At 64.0% G+C, this 18,752-nt stretch carries 21 protein-coding genes; 15 read left to right on the top strand and 6 right to left on the bottom strand.

Annotated elements, in window-relative coordinates; all coding sequences use genetic code 11:
- Nucleotides 1-2: 2 nt before the first annotated feature.
- Together ACQKJZ_RS03370 and ACQKJZ_RS03365 are read right to left on the bottom strand one after the other, a co-directional pair.
- Nucleotides 3-224, bottom strand: a complete 222-nt coding sequence (locus ACQKJZ_RS03370) for a hypothetical protein (protein ID WP_058733717.1) — start codon at nt 222-224, stop codon at nt 3-5.
- A gap of 415 nt (nt 225-639) precedes the next feature.
- Nucleotides 640-1,392: a MauE/DoxX family redox-associated membrane protein gene (locus tag ACQKJZ_RS03365; RefSeq protein WP_114688884.1), complete on the bottom strand. Its 753-nt coding sequence runs from the start codon at nt 1,390-1,392 to the stop codon at nt 640-642.
- 62 nt (nt 1,393-1,454) lie between these two features.
- Between ACQKJZ_RS03365 and ACQKJZ_RS03360 the strand changes: the two genes are divergently transcribed.
- Entirely contained in the window at nt 1,455-1,862 is a 408-nt protein-coding gene (locus ACQKJZ_RS03360; RefSeq protein WP_041043303.1) for a MerR family transcriptional regulator, read from the top strand.
- A gap of 38 nt (nt 1,863-1,900) precedes the next feature.
- On the opposite strand, the gene ACQKJZ_RS03355 is transcribed toward ACQKJZ_RS03360, so the two are convergent.
- A complete protein-coding gene (locus tag ACQKJZ_RS03355; protein WP_114688837.1) occupies nt 1,901-2,452 on the bottom strand; it encodes a recombinase family protein in 552 nt (183 codons plus the stop codon).
- 533 nt (nt 2,453-2,985) lie between these two features.
- On the opposite strand from ACQKJZ_RS03355, the gene ACQKJZ_RS03350 reads away from it, so the two are divergent.
- A complete protein-coding gene (locus ACQKJZ_RS03350; protein WP_427729983.1) occupies nt 2,986-3,231 on the top strand; it encodes a hypothetical protein in 246 nt (81 codons plus the stop codon).
- A gap of 264 nt (nt 3,232-3,495) precedes the next feature.
- Here the strand turns inward: ACQKJZ_RS03350 and ACQKJZ_RS03345 are convergent, their stop codons facing one another.
- Nucleotides 3,496-4,167 carry a TetR/AcrR family transcriptional regulator gene (locus ACQKJZ_RS03345; RefSeq protein ID WP_427729982.1) on the bottom strand — a complete coding sequence of 224 codons (672 nt, stop codon included), beginning with the start codon at nt 4,165-4,167 and terminating at the stop codon, nt 3,496-3,498.
- Nucleotides 4,168-4,189: 22 nt separating this feature from the next.
- Here ACQKJZ_RS03345 and ACQKJZ_RS03340 point away from each other — a divergent pair, with 22 nt between their 5' ends.
- The 11 genes from ACQKJZ_RS03340 (at nt 4,190) to ACQKJZ_RS03290 (ending at nt 15,160) form a co-directional block, all read left to right on the top strand.
- The gene (locus ACQKJZ_RS03340; RefSeq protein WP_387425289.1) at nt 4,190-4,603 is read left to right on the top strand and encodes an acyl-CoA thioesterase; all 414 of its coding nucleotides are present in this window, start codon (nt 4,190-4,192) and stop codon (nt 4,601-4,603) included.
- The gene (locus ACQKJZ_RS03335; protein ID WP_387425288.1) at nt 4,600-6,096 is read left to right on the top strand and encodes a TolC family protein; all 1,497 of its coding nucleotides are present in this window, start codon (nt 4,600-4,602) and stop codon (nt 6,094-6,096) included. Before ACQKJZ_RS03340 ends, ACQKJZ_RS03335 begins: the two co-directional genes overlap by 4 nt.
- The gene (locus tag ACQKJZ_RS03330; RefSeq protein WP_387425287.1) at nt 6,093-7,097 is read left to right on the top strand and encodes an HlyD family secretion protein; all 1,005 of its coding nucleotides are present in this window, start codon (nt 6,093-6,095) and stop codon (nt 7,095-7,097) included. The genes ACQKJZ_RS03335 and ACQKJZ_RS03330 overlap by 4 nt, the downstream gene beginning before the upstream one ends.
- Nucleotides 7,094-8,227 (top strand): ABC transporter permease, encoded by a 1,134-nt coding sequence (locus ACQKJZ_RS03325; protein ID WP_387425286.1) that lies wholly within the window; start codon nt 7,094-7,096, stop codon nt 8,225-8,227. Before ACQKJZ_RS03330 ends, ACQKJZ_RS03325 begins: the two co-directional genes overlap by 4 nt.
- Nucleotides 8,224-9,348 (top strand): ABC transporter permease, encoded by a 1,125-nt coding sequence (locus ACQKJZ_RS03320; RefSeq protein ID WP_387425285.1) that lies wholly within the window; start codon nt 8,224-8,226, stop codon nt 9,346-9,348. The genes ACQKJZ_RS03325 and ACQKJZ_RS03320 overlap by 4 nt, the downstream gene beginning before the upstream one ends.
- A 300-nt stretch (nt 9,349-9,648) precedes the next feature.
- On the top strand, nt 9,649-10,737 hold the full coding sequence (locus tag ACQKJZ_RS03315; protein WP_427729981.1) for a catalase family protein: 1,089 nt from the start codon (nt 9,649-9,651) through the stop codon (nt 10,735-10,737).
- A gap of 17 nt (nt 10,738-10,754) precedes the next feature.
- Nucleotides 10,755-11,453, top strand: coding sequence for a hypothetical protein (locus ACQKJZ_RS03310; protein ID WP_312488871.1), 699 nt, complete (start codon nt 10,755-10,757; stop codon nt 11,451-11,453).
- 1 nt (nt 11,454) lies between these two features.
- The gene (locus ACQKJZ_RS03305) at nt 11,455-12,825 is read left to right on the top strand and encodes a Dyp-type peroxidase (protein ID WP_427729980.1); all 1,371 of its coding nucleotides are present in this window, start codon (nt 11,455-11,457) and stop codon (nt 12,823-12,825) included.
- Complete coding sequence (locus tag ACQKJZ_RS03300; protein ID WP_056433095.1) at nt 12,806-13,243, top strand: acyl-CoA thioesterase; 438 nt, start codon at nt 12,806-12,808, stop codon at nt 13,241-13,243. Before ACQKJZ_RS03305 ends, ACQKJZ_RS03300 begins: the two co-directional genes overlap by 20 nt.
- A 191-nt stretch (nt 13,244-13,434) precedes the next feature.
- On the top strand, nt 13,435-14,064 hold the full coding sequence (locus ACQKJZ_RS03295) for a TetR/AcrR family transcriptional regulator (protein ID WP_082442114.1): 630 nt from the start codon (nt 13,435-13,437) through the stop codon (nt 14,062-14,064).
- A 514-nt stretch (nt 14,065-14,578) separates the two neighbouring features.
- Complete coding sequence (locus ACQKJZ_RS03290; RefSeq protein ID WP_191864903.1) at nt 14,579-15,160, top strand: recombinase family protein; 582 nt, start codon at nt 14,579-14,581, stop codon at nt 15,158-15,160.
- Between the two features lie 13 nt (nt 15,161-15,173).
- Here ACQKJZ_RS03290 and ACQKJZ_RS03285 read toward each other — a convergent pair whose 3' ends face one another.
- Together ACQKJZ_RS03285 and ACQKJZ_RS03280 are read right to left on the bottom strand one after the other, a co-directional pair.
- Complete coding sequence (locus tag ACQKJZ_RS03285; protein ID WP_191864902.1) at nt 15,174-15,794, bottom strand: hypothetical protein; 621 nt, start codon at nt 15,792-15,794, stop codon at nt 15,174-15,176.
- Between the two features lie 315 nt (nt 15,795-16,109).
- Nucleotides 16,110-16,475 carry a hypothetical protein gene (locus ACQKJZ_RS03280; protein ID WP_300501322.1) on the bottom strand — a complete coding sequence of 122 codons (366 nt, stop codon included), beginning with the start codon at nt 16,473-16,475 and terminating at the stop codon, nt 16,110-16,112.
- Nucleotides 16,476-16,650: 175 nt separating this feature from the next.
- On the opposite strand from ACQKJZ_RS03280, the gene ACQKJZ_RS03275 reads away from it, so the two are divergent.
- Nucleotides 16,651-18,300 (top strand): N-6 DNA methylase, encoded by a 1,650-nt coding sequence (locus tag ACQKJZ_RS03275; protein ID WP_427729979.1) that lies wholly within the window; start codon nt 16,651-16,653, stop codon nt 18,298-18,300.
- Complete coding sequence (locus ACQKJZ_RS03270) at nt 18,287-18,697, top strand: hypothetical protein (RefSeq protein WP_427729978.1); 411 nt, start codon at nt 18,287-18,289, stop codon at nt 18,695-18,697. Before ACQKJZ_RS03275 ends, ACQKJZ_RS03270 begins: the two co-directional genes overlap by 14 nt.
- Nucleotides 18,698-18,752 lie beyond the last annotated feature (55 nt).

The raw sequence follows: 18,752 nt of genomic DNA, 5'->3' as shown, positions 1-18,752 counted from the left end.
GCTTACTTCTTCTGCATGCCCGACATGTCGTGACCGGCGTGCTCGCCGTGCTTCATGTCCTTCATGTCGGCGCAACAATCCTTCTTCGCGCCGTCCTTGTCCTTGCAGCAGTCGGCGCCATCCTTGCAGCACTCCTTCCCGGCGCAGCAGTCAGCGGCGGCAAAGGCCGTGGCGGGAACGAGAGCGAGCGCGATGGCCGCGCCGATGAACTTGATGGTCTTCATGTGTAATTTTCCTCGAATGCACTGATTGATTGGAATCCACGTCGATCAGGCGGTTCGAGGAGGTGGCGGCGCAGGACCGCCCGAGCGACCAACAAGGGCATGAGGCTCGGGTGCGGGCAGGTTCGTCCGCACGGCGAGCTGCGGCGCGGGAGACGTGTGAACGTCGAGGACCGTCGCGATGCAGGCTCCTACGCAGTCCACCGAAGGGGCCTTTTTCACGGGCGTGGGCGGCGCTCGATCGCAATCGGCCATTCCGGCATGCGCCTCCGCAGGCGGAGCAGCCTGCGCGATGGCCTCGCACATTGGGCCCATCCGCACGAACAGCATCGCGCCCAGCAGGAGCAGCGCGAGTGTGCGGGCGAGGCGGCCGAAGCTCATGCGGCCCTTCTAGGCTGCGCCGGGACGCTGCACCAGATCAGTGCGCGACGCCCAGCACCATCCAGATCGCCATGGCGACCATCATCACGTTCTCGGTGAGCGACAGGAAGCCCAGCGGCACATTGCTGTCACCGCCCACGCACGCGCATTTCAGCTCGCGCTTGTCGACATACACGGCCTTGACGACCGAGACCGCCCCGATCGTCCCGATCACCAGCGCGATCGGCACCGACAACCAGGTCAATACGCCGGCCGCCATCAGCACGCCCGCCGCGCCTTCCGCGTAGGGGTAGATATAGGAGTATGGCACCCAGCGCTTCGCGAGCAAGTCGTAGTTGAGGAACATGGTCGCGAACTTCTCGACGTTCTGGAGCTTCAACAGCGCCAGCACACACATGGAGAAGGCGATGAACCACTCACCGGCGCGTACCGTGAAGGGTGTGCCGAGCACGGCATAGCTGGCCGCCAGCGCCATTAATGCCGTCATCGCGAACACAACCGCGACCGGCCGGTAGGTCACCGCCTTGGGGTCGGCCACGGTCTTGCCGAAAAACCGGCGCAGATCGTCGTAGCCGCCTACCCGCTCGCCACCGATGAAGGTCTGGGGTGTCGTTTTGACCCCGTGCTCGGCTTTGAATGCGTCGGTTTCCTCGCGCGTCGTCAGCCAATGGTCCTCGACCTCGTAGCCGCGTCGGTGCAGCAGGTCCTTTGCCTTCAAGCCGTAGGGGCAGGTGTGCGTCGGCATCACCATGCGGTAGATCGTTGCCTTCTTGGGCGCCGCGGTCGCCATGTTCTTCTCCACCATGTTCGCGACACCTATATAGGGGCCGTACTATGGTACGGAGTCAAGGCATGGCCGACGTGACAATTGCGGGGCTCGCGCGCGAGGGCGGCGTCGGTGTAGAAACGGTCCGCTATTATCAGCGCAGAGGGTTGCTCGAGACGCCGGAGAGGCCTGAAGGATCGGGCTCGAATGGCGGTATTCGCCGCTACACAGCAGACGATGTTCGCCGGCTCCGGTTCATCCGATCGGCGCAGGCCGCTGGCTTCACGTTGGAGCAGATCGGAGAACTGGTGGCGCTGGACGCGACCGACGATCGCGCTCGGGCACGCCAGCTTGCCAACGAGCGGATCGCGGCGCTGGATGCGAAGATCCAGGAGCTGAAGCGCGTGCGCGCATCACTCCAGCGGCTTGCTCATGAATGTGGGTCGGGCTCGGAAGGCCCCTGCCCCATTCTAACCGCGTTCGACGCCGACTGATCCGGTCGGTGCTATACCCCTTCCGCGCTGATCGCCTCTTATTCCGGCGCGGGAAGGTGGCGGTAGAGTGTCGGGACCGAGACGCCGATCGCCGGCGCGATCTCGCGCATCGGCATTCCGGAGGCCAGGAGCTTGCGGGCGGCCTCGAGCCGCTTGGGCGTCATCACTGTCTTGCGGCCGCCTACCCTGCCCTCGCGCTTCGCCACCATCAGTGCGGCCGTCGTGCGCTCGCGGTTCAGGTCCCGCTCCATTTCCGCCATGGCCGCCATGATGTGGAAGACGAGCTTGCCGGCGGTGCCGGCGGTATCGATCCCGTCCGTCAGCGAGCGGAAGCCGATACCCCGCTCCGCCAGCTCGGCCGCAAGATCGACCAGGCCTTTCATCGTCCGGCCGAGCCGGTCGAGCTTCCAGACCACCAGCACGTCGCCGGCGCGAGCGTGTGACAGGGCATCGGCCAAGCCGATCCGGTTCGCCTTCGCACCGCTCGCCTTGTCGCTGAAGGTCCGCTCACACCCCGCTTCGCGTAGTGCGTCGAGTTGCGGCGTCAGATCCTGTTCGGGGGTCGACACCCGCGCATAGCCGATCAGCATGGCACCTTCTCAAAACTCATCTCACGTGCCTAACACGACCAACCGCAATCGAGAATGTGTTTTGATACACGCTCCGCGCCTGCTAGACGTTCTCACATGGGCGCGGATCAAAATCGATCGTGGCTGTTGAAAAACCCGGTAGACGCTGACTCTTTTTCCATCGGGGATCAGACGGCGGGGCAGGCGGCACGCGTCGCGGCGGCGTCTGACGGAAGCGCGCGCTCGCCACGCCGATGTGTGAGGGCGGGCAACGCATGATGCCGACCGCCGCGCCTGAGGCATTCGCCAACCTCGTCGCGGCCGGCGGGTCGATGGAGAACTGCGCGCTTCGCGCTGGAGGTGGTCCGCGCCGTTGCCGACGCGATCGGCCCGGAGCGGACGGCGCTTCGCCTATCGCCCGGGCTCGCGACCGGCGGCATCGTCGAGGGCCGCGACAATGACGAGCTGTACCACTACCTTGCCGTCGAACTTGATCCGCTCGGGCTTGCAATCTCCACGTCCTCAATGCCGGGCGCGATGACATACTGGCGGACGTGCGGGTCCTGTATCGCGGGCCGATCATCCTCAATCGCCCAGGCCGCCCGCGCGAGCAGGTCGGCGCGGATGTGGCGGCAGGGCGCGCCGACATGGAAGCGCTAAGCGTCATGGCGCTGGCCAACCCGGATCTGATTGAGCGTCTGCGCACGGGCGCGCCGCTCAACGCGGCGCGGCCCGCCCTATTCTATGCGGGAGGCGGCGCAGAAGTATACACGGATTATCTTGCGCTAGCCGTCGCGTGAGAATGGGGGTGGGGGGCGCCGACTTTCCTACGTTCGCCCAGCCTGAACTCCGTTTCCCCATCCGCAGCCTGGCTCGGTAGTGGCGAGATGGTGGATGGGTCTGGGCGCTGGATTAGGTAGCGACACCGCTGGATCCACTCGACGGCTGGCTGCGGGTCCGACACCTAGGGCATCGTAGGACGGCAGCTCAAGCAGGCTCGCAGTAAGAGGTTCCGATTAATCTGCACAGGCGCCCAGTTCAGTCCTACTGACAGAGAAGTTTGGCTAGCCGCCGACCGAGCCTTTAGACTCGACAACTCGCATATTGCGGTGAACCGCGAGATTACGGGAAACACGTTGGCGGATCGTGAATGGCTCGAGATTAAGCGCTTGCAGAAGCTCCGCGCCGATCAGGGAGGCGCTCAGCGCCGGCGTAACAACGCTCTCGATGATGGCGAGCAACTCCGGCTCGGTGAACGCCGAGCCTTGCTGCTCGTCGGTTGAGATGTCGCGGGGGAGACGCGCTAACTTCTCGAACAGCGGCCGCAGGAGCGGGCTGCCGAAGGCGGCGAGGAAGCCGATCAGTCGGCCGACGCCGGTTTCCTCGAACACATCGAACACCAGATCGACCAGGGCCGCCTCATCGATCGTCCCGGCCTTCAGCGCACCTGCACCGCTTCGAACGCCCGCCAGCAGCTGCTCGATCAGCACGTCCGCCACGGCCGCCTGAAGGTTGGCGGCGGTGCCGAAGTGATGAGTGATGCTTCCGTGCGTCATGCCAAGCGCTGCGGCTACAGCCTGGAGCGTAATGGCGGCGGGTCCATCCTCGACGAGGATCTTCCGGGCTGCGGCGATTGCCTCGGCGCGAAGCTCGTCCGGATGTCGCCGACGACGTCGCGGGGAGGCCGTCGCTATTGTCATTAATGACAATATGTGCAAGGGTTTGATCGTTGTCAACGATGCCCTGGACACGGATCAGATGCCCGACGGCGGCAAAGGCCATATCTGCACGTTTGAGGTGGACGCCTCGGACATCGACCACATGGGGCACGTGAACAACACGGTCTATCTGCGGTGGATCCAGGACGCGGTGACGTCCTTCCGGAGGCAGAACGCTCCTGGCGACGTGGTGCGCTCGGTCGCATGGATCGCCCTGAAGCACGAGATCAGCTATAGTTGCCCTGCTTTTCTCGAGGAGCGTTTCGACGTTCAGATGCTCCTGGAACGCGTCGTCGGTGCAAAGTCTTTCGATGCCACGATACGACGTGGCGAGACCGTGCTGGCCGAGGTCAGGAGCGTGTGGTGCAGCGTCGATGTCACCTCGCTTCGGCCGGTTCGGCTCGCTCGGAGCGTGCGCAATCTGTTCTTGAGCGGATCGGAGGCGACCGTATGATGCGTCGCCCTGCATGGCAAAGTGCCCCGATCGCCGCTCTGCTTTGCGCCGCGACGGCGCATGCCCAAACCCAGGGCGAGCAGGTCCCGCAAACGCTAAGCTTCGATGCGGCCCTGGCGCGGGTCGATGACGCCTCCCCCGGGCTTTCGGGTGAGGACCACGCCGTCCGGGCAAGCGAGTTGATTGCCGGCGCCACCCGCAGCCTGAACCGTCCGGTGGTCACCACGTCGGCAAGCGTCATCGAGTACCAGAAGACCTTGTCGCTCGACCTGACCGGACCGAAGGACAATGCCGCAGCAGCCGCGACGAACTTCCTGTCGCAATTGCCCGGCCAGTTCCCCGCGGGATTGCAGCAGGTGGTCGGTGAGGTGAGCCAGCGGGTGGGTGCCGCCCTGCCGACGATCTTCGGCGCGATCCCCGACACGCTTCAGTATCAGACAAGCGACACTGTCTTCCGGCCGGCCATCACTGCTGCCATGCCGCTCTACACGGGCGGTGCGATCCCGGCGATCCAGGCGGGTGCGGACGGCGCGGTCGAGGTGGCCCGCGCCAGGCAGGCGGGTGGTCGCGACCTGTCTCGCGTCGGGTTGGTCCGCACCTATTTCGGTCAGCAGGTGGCCGCCCAGCTGACCCGGTCGACGCGCGAGACGCTCGCAGGGTTCGATCGGCATCTGTCGGATGCCGTGAAGCTCGAGCAGAACGGGGTCATTCCCCATGCGCGCGTCCTCCAGGTTCAGGTCGCCCGCGACGCCGCCGAACGCGCCTTCATTCGCGCGCAACTCGAGGAAGCGACTGCTGCCGACGCACTGTCGCGGTTGCTGGACCGACCCGCCGGCGTCGGCGCATCGACGCCGCTGTTCGTCAATTCGCAGCCACTGCCTCCCGTCGGCACGTTCCTGGAAGGCATAGACGCGACGCCCCGGGCACGCGGCGCCGACGCAGCACGCGACATCGCCAGTGCGGGCGTCGGCTTGGCGAAATCGCGCTACCGCCCGCAAGCCTTCGCGTTCGGCAGCTACAACGCCAACCGCGACAACGCTCTGCCCACGGAACCGGACTGGGTCGCAGGGGTCACCCTGCGCTACACCCTGCTGTCCAACTTTGACCGCAGGAAGTCGCTCGACGCGGCGCGTGAACGGGAGCGAGCGGCGGCAGATGCGGCAGCCCAGGCGCGCAAGGATGTCGCAGGCGAGATCGTCCGGGCCTGGAACCTGGTCGAGACGGCTCGCCGATCCTTTCTGCTGCTCGACAGCAATCTGGCGGCAGCGCGGGAGAACCTCAGGGTTCAGCGCATCTCCTTCAGAGAGGGCGAGACGCCATCCTCCTCGCTGGTCGATGCCGAGGCCACGCTTGCGACCACGCAGACCCAGCGGATCGCGGCAGCCTATGAATATGATCTGGCCCTCGCCGGGTTGCTCGCGGCCAGTCACCGCATTGACGACTTCACCACCTATCTGGCCCGCGCCGATAGACGTCTGGGGGATGATAAGTGAGCGAGGGATCAGCCACCCGGACGAAGCGACGCGCGCGACCGATCGCGATCCTCGTCGCTATGGTCGTCGTCGCCGTCGTCGCGGCGGGCCTCTGGCTGGCGAGCCGTCCGGCACCTGAGCAGCTGCAGGGTATGGTCGATGCGGACGAGGTCAATGTCGGCACCAAGGCGCTGGCGCGCGTCGAGCGTCTGATTGCGGAGGAAGGCCAGCGCGTGCAAGCGGGCACGCTGCTTGCCACCCTGTCCAGCCCGGAGATCGCCGGCAGCCAGGCGCAGGCGCAGGGCGCTCTCGACGCCGCGCGCGCGGTCGCGTCTGAAACCAATGAGGGCGCGCGGACCGAGGATGTCGCGACGCTGCGTTCGACATGGCAGGCGGCTCAGGCGGCAGCGGATCTTGCTGCCGTCACGAGCCGCCGCACCGCCAACCTTTACGCCGAAGGCGTGGTCGCTGCCCAACGCCGGGACGAGGCGGCTGCGGCGCGAGACAGCAGCGCGCGCAATGCCGAAGCAGCTCGCCAGCAGTATCTGAAGGCATTGGCGGGCGCGCGTCCGCAGAACAAGCAGGCCGTCAACGCCCAGGTCCGGATTGCCGAGGCCGGGCTGCGAACCGCCACGGCACTCGGGCAGGAAACGCGGCTGGTCTCACCGATAGCCGGCGAGGTGGCGCGCAAGCTCGTCCAGCCCGGCGAGGTCGTCAGTCCCGTCATCCCGGCCTATCAGGTCATCGACATCGATCACCCGTGGGTCGCGCTGAACCTGCGGGAGGATCACTATCGCGGCCTCAGTGTCGGCACGATACTGCGCGGCCATGTTCCGGCGCTGGGGCGCGATGCCGACTTCAAGGTCTACCTGATCGCGCCAAGGGGGGATTTCGCGACCTGGCGCGCGACGCGCGAGGCATCGGGCTATGACGTGCGCACCTTCGAGGTCCGGCTGCGTCCGGTTGCGCCGATCGCGAAGTTGCGCCCGGGAATGAGCGTCCTGTTCGACTGGCCGCAATGAACGCGTTCCGGCAGGCTCTCACGCTTGAGCTGCGTCATCTTCGTCACGAATACTGGGACCTGGCGGGGCTGACTCTGGTGCCCGGCATCCTGATCTTCATCGTCGCCGCCACCTTCTGGCAAGGGCCGATGCGTCAGCTGCCGCTGGCCGTTGTAGATAGTGACGGCAGCACCGCTAGCCGGGCCATCATCCGCGCGCTCGACGCATCACCGCTCGTTCATCTCACGGGGCTCTATCCGGGCGAGGTCGAGGCCGTTCGTGCGGTCCGCGCGGGCAACGTCATAGGCTTCGTGCATGTTCCCGCTGGCCTTGGCGAGAGCGTCGCGCGTCATCGCGAACCGGTCGTCCGCATCCTCTATAACGGCAGCTTCCTGAGCGCCGGTGGGCAGGTGTCCCGTGCAGCCGCCGAAGCAATCCGCGAAGCCATCCCCGAGATTGCCGCGAACCAGCTCATGAACCATGCCGTGCCGGCCAGCCGTGTCCGTCGGCTCGCCGTTGAGGCGACGCCGCTCGGCAACGCGCCGGTCAGCTTCGAATGGTTCCTGGGCCTGCTGATCTTTCCGGCGGTTCTTCACCTCGTGGCCGCCTGCGTCTGTGCGATGGCGATCGGCCGCGAACTGCGGAACGGATCACTGTCCGACTGGGCATCGGCCAGCGGCAGGGTTGCGCCGGCTCTGGCGGGCAAGATGCTGCCCTATGTCGCTGCCATCAGCCTGTGGGGCATCGTCTGGCTTCTTTATCTCACTCTGGCGCGCGGATGGCGCATCGAGGGGAGCCTGCCGCTGATCGCATTAGGGCAGACGCTGTTCTACGCGGCGACCGCAGCAATTGCGGCCCTGCTCGTCGCGGTGACACGCGAAACCGCGACCGCTCTGTCGGCGAGCGCCGTCTATGCCGGTTCGGCGCTTGCCTATTCGGGCGCGACGTTACCGCTGAACGGCGCCAACGCCTTTGCCCACATCTGGAGCAACGTGCTGCCGCTGACCCACTACATCGCTCTCCAGATGGGTGAGGTCAGTGGCCAGTCAGTTGCGGCAATGGTCGCTCCGGCCATGACGTTGGCAGCCTATGTCGTCATCGCCTGGGGCGGATCGGTCGCTCTGATCATGGCGAGGATTCGCCGAGCATGAGCTTCGATCTCGCCTTCCTCGCAACGTGGCGCACCATTCTGACGTCGCGCACGCTGCTCAGCACAACGCTGCTCGCCGTCGTCCTCTACGCATTCTACTATCCTGCGCCCTACTCGCACGAAGCTGCCCAGAAGCTGCCCGTCGTCGTGGTTGACCAGGATGGCAGCGCCCTCAGTAGAGCGATGATCGTCGACCTGGACGCCACGCGCGCCATCCGGGTTGCCGAGGTCGTCCCGAACGTGGCCACGGCCAGGCAGATCATGCGAATCGGCAAGGCTGACGGGATCATCCTGATTTCCGATAATCTGGAGCGTCAGCTTCGCACCGGAACGCCCGGCGCCGGCGTCGCCGTGTGGGTCAATGCAACCTACCTCCTGCGCGCCAGCACCATCGGCGAAGCAGTGACGGCTGTCATCCAGAACATCGCCACTTCACGGCTGATCCCCGGAACCCAACTCAGTCGCGGCGGGCTGCCCGTCGCGGTCACCACCGAACCGTTGTTCAATCGGACGGGTGGTTACAAGGGCTATGTCTTTCCGGCCGTAGCGGTAATCATCGTTCAGCAGACGCTGCTCTTCGGCGCCGCTACCTTCATGGGCGGACGACGCCGCTCCGGCGCATGGCGGATGGGTGTCGCGGAGTTCTGGGGAACGCTGGCGGCGTTCGCGTCGGTGGGCATTCTAGGGTGTTATTTCCTCTTCGGGTTCATCTTCTGGCTCCAGGCTGTGCCCGTCGATGGCGACATTACCGGCATGATGGTGATGGTCCCTGTCTTCGCCACGGCGGTTGCTGCCCTAGGGCTGCTCATCGGCAGCGTGTTCGATTGCGCCGAGCGGGCAACCTACATCCTGGCACCGACCTCGGTGCCGTTCTTCTTCCTCACCGGGACCGCCTATCCGCTCGATCAAATGCCGGGCTTCGTCGCCGCCCTATCTCACTTGATCCCGTCCACCGCCGGCGTCCACACGTTCGTCCCGTTGAACCAGATGCATGCGAGCCTGGGCGAGGTCACGATCCCGGCCCTGACCCTTGCAAGCCTTGCCATCGGCTATGCCATGCTGGCGTATTCGCGCCTCGTCGGCTTCGGCGCGATGGTCGGGACGTCCGCCACCGAGGCCTGAATGGAGGGCAATCCTCGCCAAGGAGCGCAAGCTCCACCGTTTCCGCGGCTGTAGTGTATCGCGCACTCATTCTAGCCGCTCGTAGTGGCTGCGACCTCGCTTCGCATGGCCACGAGACTTCGTGTCGCTGATCGCTGCCACCTACATCGATAGTTGCCTCACGTAGAGACCTGGTCGAGTCAGCAAGAAAGGGAACCATTCGGTTCCCCTAGTGTTGTTGGTGGGTAATTGCCGGGAAATGGCTGGGCCAAGCGGCGCCGCAACCGGCGTCGGGACATGGGCAACAGACGAGGTCAGGCTTTGAAAGCACCGCTTCTCTATTCGTCCGACATCGAGACGATCGCCGAAGATGAAGAGCGCCTGACGGCCGAGATCGTCGAGCAGATGGCGGCCGGGAACCGCTGCGCTTTCGAGCATCACCGCCATGCGATCCGCGACGCGCATGCCAAGTCCCATGCCGTCCTGAGGGGCACGTTGACGGTTCACGACGATCTGGCGCCGGAACTGCGGCAGGGCATCTTCGTACACCCATGCACCTACGGCGTGGTCGCACGGCTGTCCTCGGCGCCCAGCGACATTCATTCGGACGCGATCCCTGCGCCGCGAGGCTTCGCGATCAAGGTGATCGGCGTCGAAGGAGAGCGGTTGTCGCCCGATATCGGGGGCGCCAACCAGGATTTCCTGATGGTGAACTTTCCCGTCCTCGCCTTTGGCACCATCGCCAAATACAAGCTGATGCTGAGCCTTCTTGAGGCGAATGCGCATGCGCCCGACACCTTCCAGCGGCTGATCGCGGGCACTGCGCGGGGTGCCAAGAAGACAGTGGAGGCGTTGGGGATGACGCCCGGGGCGACACTCGAAGGTTTGGCGCGCGACAACCATCATCCGCTCGGCGAGAGCTACCATACGCAAGGTGCTATCCGCTTCGGTGACCATGTCGCCAAGCTGGCTCTGTCCCCAGCTTCCGATAACGTCCGGGCCTTGACGGGACAGCCGGTGGGCAAGGCGGATTTTTCCACGATGCGGGATGTTATGGTGGAGCATTTCGCCGGCCAGGGCGCGGAATATGCCCTGTCGGCGCAGCTCTGCACCGATCTGGCGGAGATGCCGGTCGAGGATGCGGCGGTACGCTGGGACGAGAAGGTGTCGCCGCATCGCCCGATCGCGACGCTGCGGTTCGCAGCGCAGGACGCTTACGCCCCGGCACGCCAGGTGTATGGCGACGACGTCCTGTCTTTCAATCCATGGAACGGCGTAGAGGCGCATCGCCCGCTTGGCCAGATCATGCGCATCCGCCGGGCGGCTTACGAACGCTCGACCAGCTACCGCCATCGGATGAACGCGCGCGCCCGGATCGAGCCTGACCAGCTTGATGACATTCCCGACTGAACAAGCAGGAGGTCGTGATGACCACAGACAACAAGGATCCGCGCCTCGCGGATGAGAGCACGCTTCAGGAAATCCGTCGCCGGGTGGAGGAAGTCGCCGCCGATGCACCCCACCTCGCCAAGATCGCGCTTGAAGCGATGATCCGCAAACATAATCCGGATCTGAAGGGCAGCGCCCGGTCGGCCGGCCGCGCCGGCAAGCAATCCGGCAACGTGTCCGAACTCACCGCCATCGCGACGCTCAAGCCGGGCGGCGCAGAGCGCCTGCGGCGGATCTTCGATCTCACCGGCGGCAACATGGACGGGGCCCAGCGCGTCTCCACCCTGCACGACATGCGCTTTGTCTTTTTCGACGATGATACGCGCATTCTGTTCGCGACCGCTTACGACGGCGACTGGGATGCCTACATCAATGACTTTGCGACCAAAATTCCCGAGCTCATGGACCTTCTGTTCGCCAACGTCGAAGGCTGGCCGGGGATCGACAGCCCCAAGGTGAAGGATTTCATCGCCGACCACCAGATCGACGCTGCCGGCTGGTTCGTTGCCAATCCGCAGGTGACGGTGGTCGACGTACGCCGTTTCCAGCGAATGGAGAAGGCGCTCAACGCGTTCCTCGATGCAGAGGCCGCCAACATGGGCATCGACCCGACGACCAAGGCGGCGCTCGGCCAACTTACCGACGCCATCTCCAAGCCGGAAGGGGTGGATTACTGACATGAGCGTTCTGGCGGACCTGAGGGCGCGCTTCAGCCGGGAGCGGGTCAAGCTGCAGCTCGACGACATCCAGGCCCTGATCCTGCGATCGCGGCCCGAGCCCTATGTCGGCCTGCACGCGATGCTGCACGTCGATGAAGCGGAAGGCGGTCGCGATCTGGTCCGCCGGCTCGCGCCGCACATCCCCTCGGCCGACGATTGGACGGACGACATGGACTCCTGGACCGGCGTCGCGATCAGCCATGCCGGCCTGAAGGCGCTGGGCGTGCCAGAGGCATCGCTGAAGAGCTTTCCCCTGCCATTTCAACAGGGCATGGCGGCCCGAGCCGAGCAACTGCGCGACTTCGGCGAGAATGCACCCGACCGGTGGGAAGATGCCTTTCGGCCCGGCACCTGCCATATCGCGCTGACGATCTATGCCCGCGACGAAGACGCGCTTGAAAAGGCGATCAAAGTTGCCATGACCGAGTTGGAAGCCTCGCATGGTGTCACGCTCGTCGGCACGCACAGCTTCGGGGCGGATGCCGATGCCAAGAACCCTTTCGGATTTCGCGACTCCATCTCGCAGCCGACAGTGGCGGGCGGCGGGGTGGACCCGCGGGGCGACGAGCGCGCGATCGCGGCGGGCGAGTTCATCCTGGGCGAAAACAGCGAGACCGGCGCGCCAGTCGCAATGCCCGAACCGGCCCCGCTCGGTCGCAACGGATCGTTCGTGGTCCTGCGCAAATATCAGAGCGCGGTTGGCGCCTTCAACGATTTCATCCGCGCAAACGCCGACAGCGAAGCCGACCAGGAGAAGCTGGCGGCCAAGATGTTCGGCCGCTGGCGCAGCGGCGCGCCGCTGATCCTGGCACCGGATCATGACGACGAGGCGCTGGGGGCGGATCGATCACGCAACAACGACTTTAATTTCGCGGAAGATCCCAAGGGACTGGTCTGTCCGCATTCAGCGCACATGCGCCGTCTGAACCCGCGCGACAGCCAGTTGACGATCCTGACCGACGTCAACATTCACCGCATCATCCGGCGCTCTTCCACCTTCGGCCCCAAGTGGACTCCGGACGTGACGGCGGCCGACGATGCGAAAGACGATCGCGGCATCTTCTTCATCTTCATCAGCGCGCGGGCGTACGATACGATCGAGTTCCTCCAGCAGGAATGGATCAACCGGGGCAACTTCATCGATCTTGGCACCGAAAAGGACCCGATCGTCGCGCTGCACGAGGAGCCCGGGACCTTCACCATTCCGCAGGAGCCGGCGCGAAAGCGCGTCAACGGCGTGACCACCTTCAACCGTCTGATGGGCGGCGAATATCTCTTCATGCCGTCGCTGACGGCGCTCCGGTGGATCGGTGAAGCAGGCTGGCACTGATCCGTCCAGCGGGCCTGAGGGGCGCTCGCAATACCGTTCGCATCGGCATGCCATCACCGTTTCGGCGGACGCGATCGACGAACTGGGCCACGTCAACAATGCTGTGTACCTGCAGTGGGTGCAGCAGGCGATAACCGCGTACTGGCGCGCGGTGGCGAGGAAGGAAGATGTCGACCGGCTTCGCTGGATCGTCGCTAGTCACGAGATCTTCTATCGAAAACCGGCCTATCACCGCGATAGTCTCATCGCGACGGTTCAGATTACCAAGCACACAGCGTCGCGAGCATGGTTCTCGACGCATATCGGCAGGGACGGCGAGACGGTCGCCGAGGTGCACTCGACGTTATGCTGTCTCGACGCGAGCTCGGGTCAACTCGTCCGCATCACTCCGGACCTTGCGCAGCCGTTCTGCCTGTAACACGCCGGGCCTATGAGGGGCGGTTAACCCTGGCGAGCAGCTTGGGTCGGATGGTGCGGCGCAGCCCGCGAGCAAGCTGCGCCACGGCCGATCATGCTCAGCCTCTGGGCATCGTCGGAACGGCTCGAGCGGTCGTCGCCGACGCTGACCGGGACCGATCAAAGCTCGGAGCGATGTAAGGAAGAGCCGCGATGGTCGGTGAAAAGAGAATGCCGAAAAGCCAACGCGGTCGGATAGGCCGGCCGAGTGCCAAAGAGGCGGCCAGTCTGGAAGACCGGATCCTGGCCGCCACTTGGGACTTGCTGCTCGCAAAGGGTGCCCGCGAACTCTCGGTCGAACGGATCGCACGTGCGGCTGCTGTCAGCAAGAAGACGATCTACACACGCTTTCATGGCCGCAGTGATCTCTTGATGCGCCTTCTGCGGCGCAAGCTTGAACTGGAAGAAAGCGGACTTCATGAGGACGTGGATGCGGAAGACTTTCGCGATGCATTCTGCAGCGTCGGGAGGCGTATCCTGGCCTTCTTGATCAGCGCGGAGCGTCAGGCGATCGCAGCGGTGCTGGCGGAACTACCGGACGCGCGGCATGATGCCTGGACCTCTACCTATGCTGTCGGTCTGCGCGCAATTGATGCCTTGCTAGCACATCCGGGAGCCGCGATCGCGCTAGCGAATCTCGATCTTGCGACGTTCCGTCATGCTTTGTTGCAATGTCTGATCGGTCGGGCGGAGAACATGCTGCGTGCTCCTGAGTCAGATCAGCCTATCAGCGAGGATTGGATGAAGGCCTTGGCAAAGCTCTTCATACGGCATGATTCGTAACCGCGGTGGTGACTGCCATAGCCAATAGCCTTGGCAGGGTAGAACGGCCTCGCCGCATCGCTCGTCTCCATCTGACGAGCTAACCTACAAATGGCATGATTTCCGGGGAGCAGGTCATCAGGCTTGAACGCACCCAGATTCTTGAGGTGAACCGAACCCAGCACCGAAACCTGCGTCTTCTCCCCGGCCACCTTGGACTTCCAGGCACGCGGATCAAATGCCGGGTCTCGCGCGATAGCTGCACTTCCCAGCGAAAGGCAGACCAATCCCATTATAAGTGCGCGCATCTGTAGCCCCCCTGTGCCCCGCGACCAGTGGCACGTTCTGATCGCCAAACACCAGTCGTTATGCCGAATTAGTGATTTCCGCTGCGACGCCTTCCCGATTGGGAACCTGTGACGAGAATCCCACCGCGCCGATCGCGCTGACGGCCGCCTGCGGGTTCCGCTTTCCCAAAACCTGTTCCCGATTTACAATTCCCAAAACTGCCGATTTTGACGGGGAAACGGGAAAGATGCTGATCGGCTATGCGCGTGTCTCGACGACCGATCAGGATTTGACGCTACAACTGGATGCACTGACGAAAGCCGGGTGCGAGAAGGTGTTCACCGACAAGGCGAGCGGCGCGAAGATCGACCGGCCGGGGCTGATCGAGGCGCTGGGCTTCGCACGCGCCGGCGACACGCTGGTGATCTGGAAACTCGATCGGCTCGGCCGCTCGATCCATGGTCTGATCGCGCTGGCCGCGGACCTGTCGGAGCGGGGGATCGACTTTCGGTCACTGACAGACGGGTTCGACACATCAACGGCATCGGGCCGGCTGCTGTTCCACATCCTCGCCTCGGTCGCCGAGATGGAACGCGAGCTGGTGAAGGAGCGGACGATCGCCGGGCTGGCGGCAGCGCGCGAGAAGGGCAGCACGGGGGGAGGGCGCAAGCTGGTGATGACCCCCGAAAGGATCGACACGGCGCGCAAGCTGCTTGCCGTGGGCGAAAAGCCGGCCCGGATCGCAAGGCTTCTGGGCGTCGGCCTCTCGACCTTCTACCGGCAGTTCCCGGCGAGCGACCGCCCGGAAGCAGCCACTACCGACATATAATCCTGTCTTGTTATCAAAGCCTCCCGGCGAGCCGACGCATCTTGTCCATTTCCCGCGCCAGCCGCATCTGCGGACTGTCGTACAGCTCGCGCATCAGGCGCATCTCCGGCCTGTTATAAATCTCCTGCATCAGGCGAACCGTTGGGTTCTCCTGCGCCGCGCGGATCGCACGAAGGGCAGGGGTGTCCATACCAGCCAGCAACATTGCACCACCCGAAATGGGTTCGCCTGCGAGCTGCGCAAGCGCGATGTTCCGGGCAACCCGCAAACCCGGGCCGGATTCCGCCTGCCGGTTGATCTTCGCATCGCGCCGGGCGCGAGCCTGATCCAGATACCGCTGGCCAGCCTTTTTCCACTTGGCCTGAAGGCGACGGATCGTTGCCTCATCCGGTGCGTCCAGCACCCGCTTGGCTGCCGTGGTCGGTTTCAGCGTCAGTGCCGCGATCATCATGTCCGCCATCTTGGCAAGGACAGGTTCATCGTTCAGACCCGATCCTTCTGGTCGGCCGCGTCCGCGCTTTGCTGCATTGTTCATCTGCCGGTCCTTTCCTGTGCCGACCGCAATATCAGCAAACAAAACAGTAGCTTCAATGACGATAAATCCTGAACAAAAGCGAGAATAATTGATCGTCAAAACGACGGATCGATCCCGGAAAGCGAGGATAATTCCTGCCTGTCGTCATGCCTTGCGAGTGTCCAGCAGACCGCTTTGTCAGGCAGGCGGGTCGAAGGTATCGCCATTCGGAAGGGTGAAGACCGATCCATCGAACGCAATGCCTTGGCCTCCAGCGGTCCGCAGCTCTTTGCGTCCAGGCATACGCCCATGAGGATCGTCCTTTGATGACGCATCGATCCAATGCTGCACTTGAATGACCTGTACGCGATGCCCAAAGTGGGTTTTAACCTCAACACTCTTCGTAGTCGGCTGCATGTGCGTTTCTCTCTGGGGTTATTTGACCTTACGGTGCTTCCATTCCGGCGCTCGGAGAAGCACTGCCGCATCGCCGTCATTGTTCCAAACAGCAGATTCAAGCTGCCAGTAGAAGCGATGCTTGGTATGACCATCGTCCATCTTCTCTGACGTGTTCGTGCCCTTTCCGGTCCTGAGCACGACAACGTCGCCAGCTTTCACCTTCTTGTCTGGAAACCAGTAGATATGGCGGAGCTTGTTGGAAACCGAGCCTTCAGCCGTGTAGGTCGTATCGCCAAGCAGATAGTGGCCGATATCGCAGTCATTATCGACCTTGATATAGACGTACTCCTTTTCGGCGTCGCCGTGCCCGCTGATGTTGCTGATATGCACGTCCATTGCCATCGCACCCTCCTATAGGTCGCCCATGCCTCCCACAGCGCCTCGAGCTGATCGGCTGTCATCACGCATAGGTGGGGTATATTTGTTCACCACCATTGGAACGCAAGTAGAACGTATGCTAGCCGGCATATCTGATTACCGCGGCTAGGTGCCGACGTTACGAGGGGTTGAAGAAGGCATGGACACACCGGCGCTGCGGAAGGCCCGAGGGGCATTCTTCACCCCGCCGGCGCTCGCCCGCTTCATTGCCGATTGGGCGATCCGCACCGACACAGACACCGTGCTCGAACCGTCGTGCGGCGATGCCGCTTTCCTGCTGCCAGCGATCGAACGGCTGCGTAGCCTCGGCGCCTCGCCAAACCTAGCGGATCAGCTCCACGGCATCGAAATCCATGACGCTTCGGCTCAAGCCGCACTCGCGCAGCTCTCGAGGCACAAGGTCGAGGGAAGGGTCGCTGTCGGCGACTTCTTCGACCAAGCACCGCCAGCGGCGAAGTTCGATGCCGTGATCGGCAACCCTCCCTACGTTCGGTATCAGCAATTCACCGGCGACGCTCGAGCCAAAAGCCTCCAGGCGGCGCTCGCGCAGGGGGTGCGACTGACCGGCCTCGCCAGCTCTTGGGCGGCGTTCACCATCCACGCCTCCGACTTCCTGAACGAAGGTGGCCGGCTCGGCCTGGTGCTTCCGGCCGAATTGCTGACCGTCAATTATGCCGCACAGGTCCGCCGCTTCCTGCTGTCCCGCTTCGCCAAGGTACGCCTGGTCCTGTTCGAAGAGCTGGTGTTCCCGGACGTGCTCGAGGAGGTGGTACTGCTCCTTGCGGAAGGAACGGGCGGGGCTCCCAGCTTCGAAGTCTATCAGGCGCGCAATATCTCCGACCTCGAGCGCATCTGCGCCAATTCCTGGATCGGCTATGCGCCTTCCGGCGATCAGAAATGGACGCCAGCCCTCCTGCCGGCCGCGGCGCTCGACATATATGCACGCCTGACAGAAGGATCGAGCTTCGCGACGCTGCTCGACTGGGGCGAAACTTATCTGGGCGCGGTCACCGGCAACAACGACTTCTTCTCGCTCAGCCGCAGCGACATTGCTCGCCTCAAGCTGAAGGCCAGCGAGCTGCTGGCAATCTCACCGCCGGGGTCGAAGCACCTACGTGGCCTGACCTTCGGGCAGGCGGCGTGGGAAGAGCTGGCCAAGGAGGGCAAGCGCTGCTTCCTGTTCGCACCTGGTGCGAAGCCAAGCGCAGCGGCACGCGCCTATATCGCGCACGGCGAAGCCACCGGCGTCCATCACGCTTACAAATGCCGTGTCCGCTCGCCGTGGTGGCGGGTGCCGATAGTGGAACGGCCCGATCTGCTGTTCACCTACATGAACCATGATCGTCCACGTCTCATCACAAACGATGCCGACGCCCAGCTCCTCAACTCGCTATATGGCGTGAAGCTGAAGCCCACAGTGCGCGCGATCGGCCGCGAGCTGCTGCCGCTCGCCTGTCTTAACTCGGCGACGCTGTTGGGCGCCGAAGTTGTCGGCCGTGCCTATGGCGGCGGCATGTTGAAGCACGAACCCAAAGAGGCTGACCGGCTCCCGGTGCCATCATCGGCCACCCTCGAGGCCGTCGCCGACGATTTGCGCGCGATCCGGCCGCAGATTGGGCGAGCGTTACGCAGTGCAAAGCCGCAGCGCGCGATCGATCTTGTCGATACCATCATCCTCGAGCGACACCTCGGCCTAAGCACTGCGGAAGTCGCCGGCCTCCGTGGTGCCCGCGATCTGCTGTTCCAGCGTCGTGTCACCCGTAGCAGGAGCGAACGTGTCACCGATTGAGAAGGCGATCGACGCCGCGCTCCGATCCTTACAGCCCAAACCCGACGACACAGCCTCTTCGGACAAAAAGAAGGCATACAGCGAAGCCATGTCGGCCGCCGTTGCCAACACGATCGGTGCCGAGCTGCGACGCCGCGGTTGCAAGGAAGCCCGTCCGGCCGAACCGGGCGAGCTGGGCGGGTCAGGCGCCGAACGTCGGATGGCTGGCGGTATCGGTGCCAAGAAAGTCGACGTGACCTGGGCGACCGAAGAATCCGGCCTGCTGCTTGGCATATCGATCAAGACGATCAACTTCCGCGACAGCCGCACCCGCAATTTCCAGAAGAACCTCACTAACCGACGCGGCGACATGCTGATTGGACTTGCCCCGGAAAAGTGGAGAGTTCCCTTGAGGTGAAAGGCGAACTCGATGACGAAGCAGCGACGTTTCACGAAGGAATTCGAGGAGGAAG

It is taken from the genome of Sphingomonas sp. NPDC019816 (genome assembly GCF_050274375.1).
Lineage (GTDB): Bacteria > Pseudomonadota > Alphaproteobacteria > Sphingomonadales > Sphingomonadaceae > Sphingomonas.
Note: the sequence above shows the minus strand (reverse complement) of the source record. Positions and strands in the feature narration are given on the sequence as shown.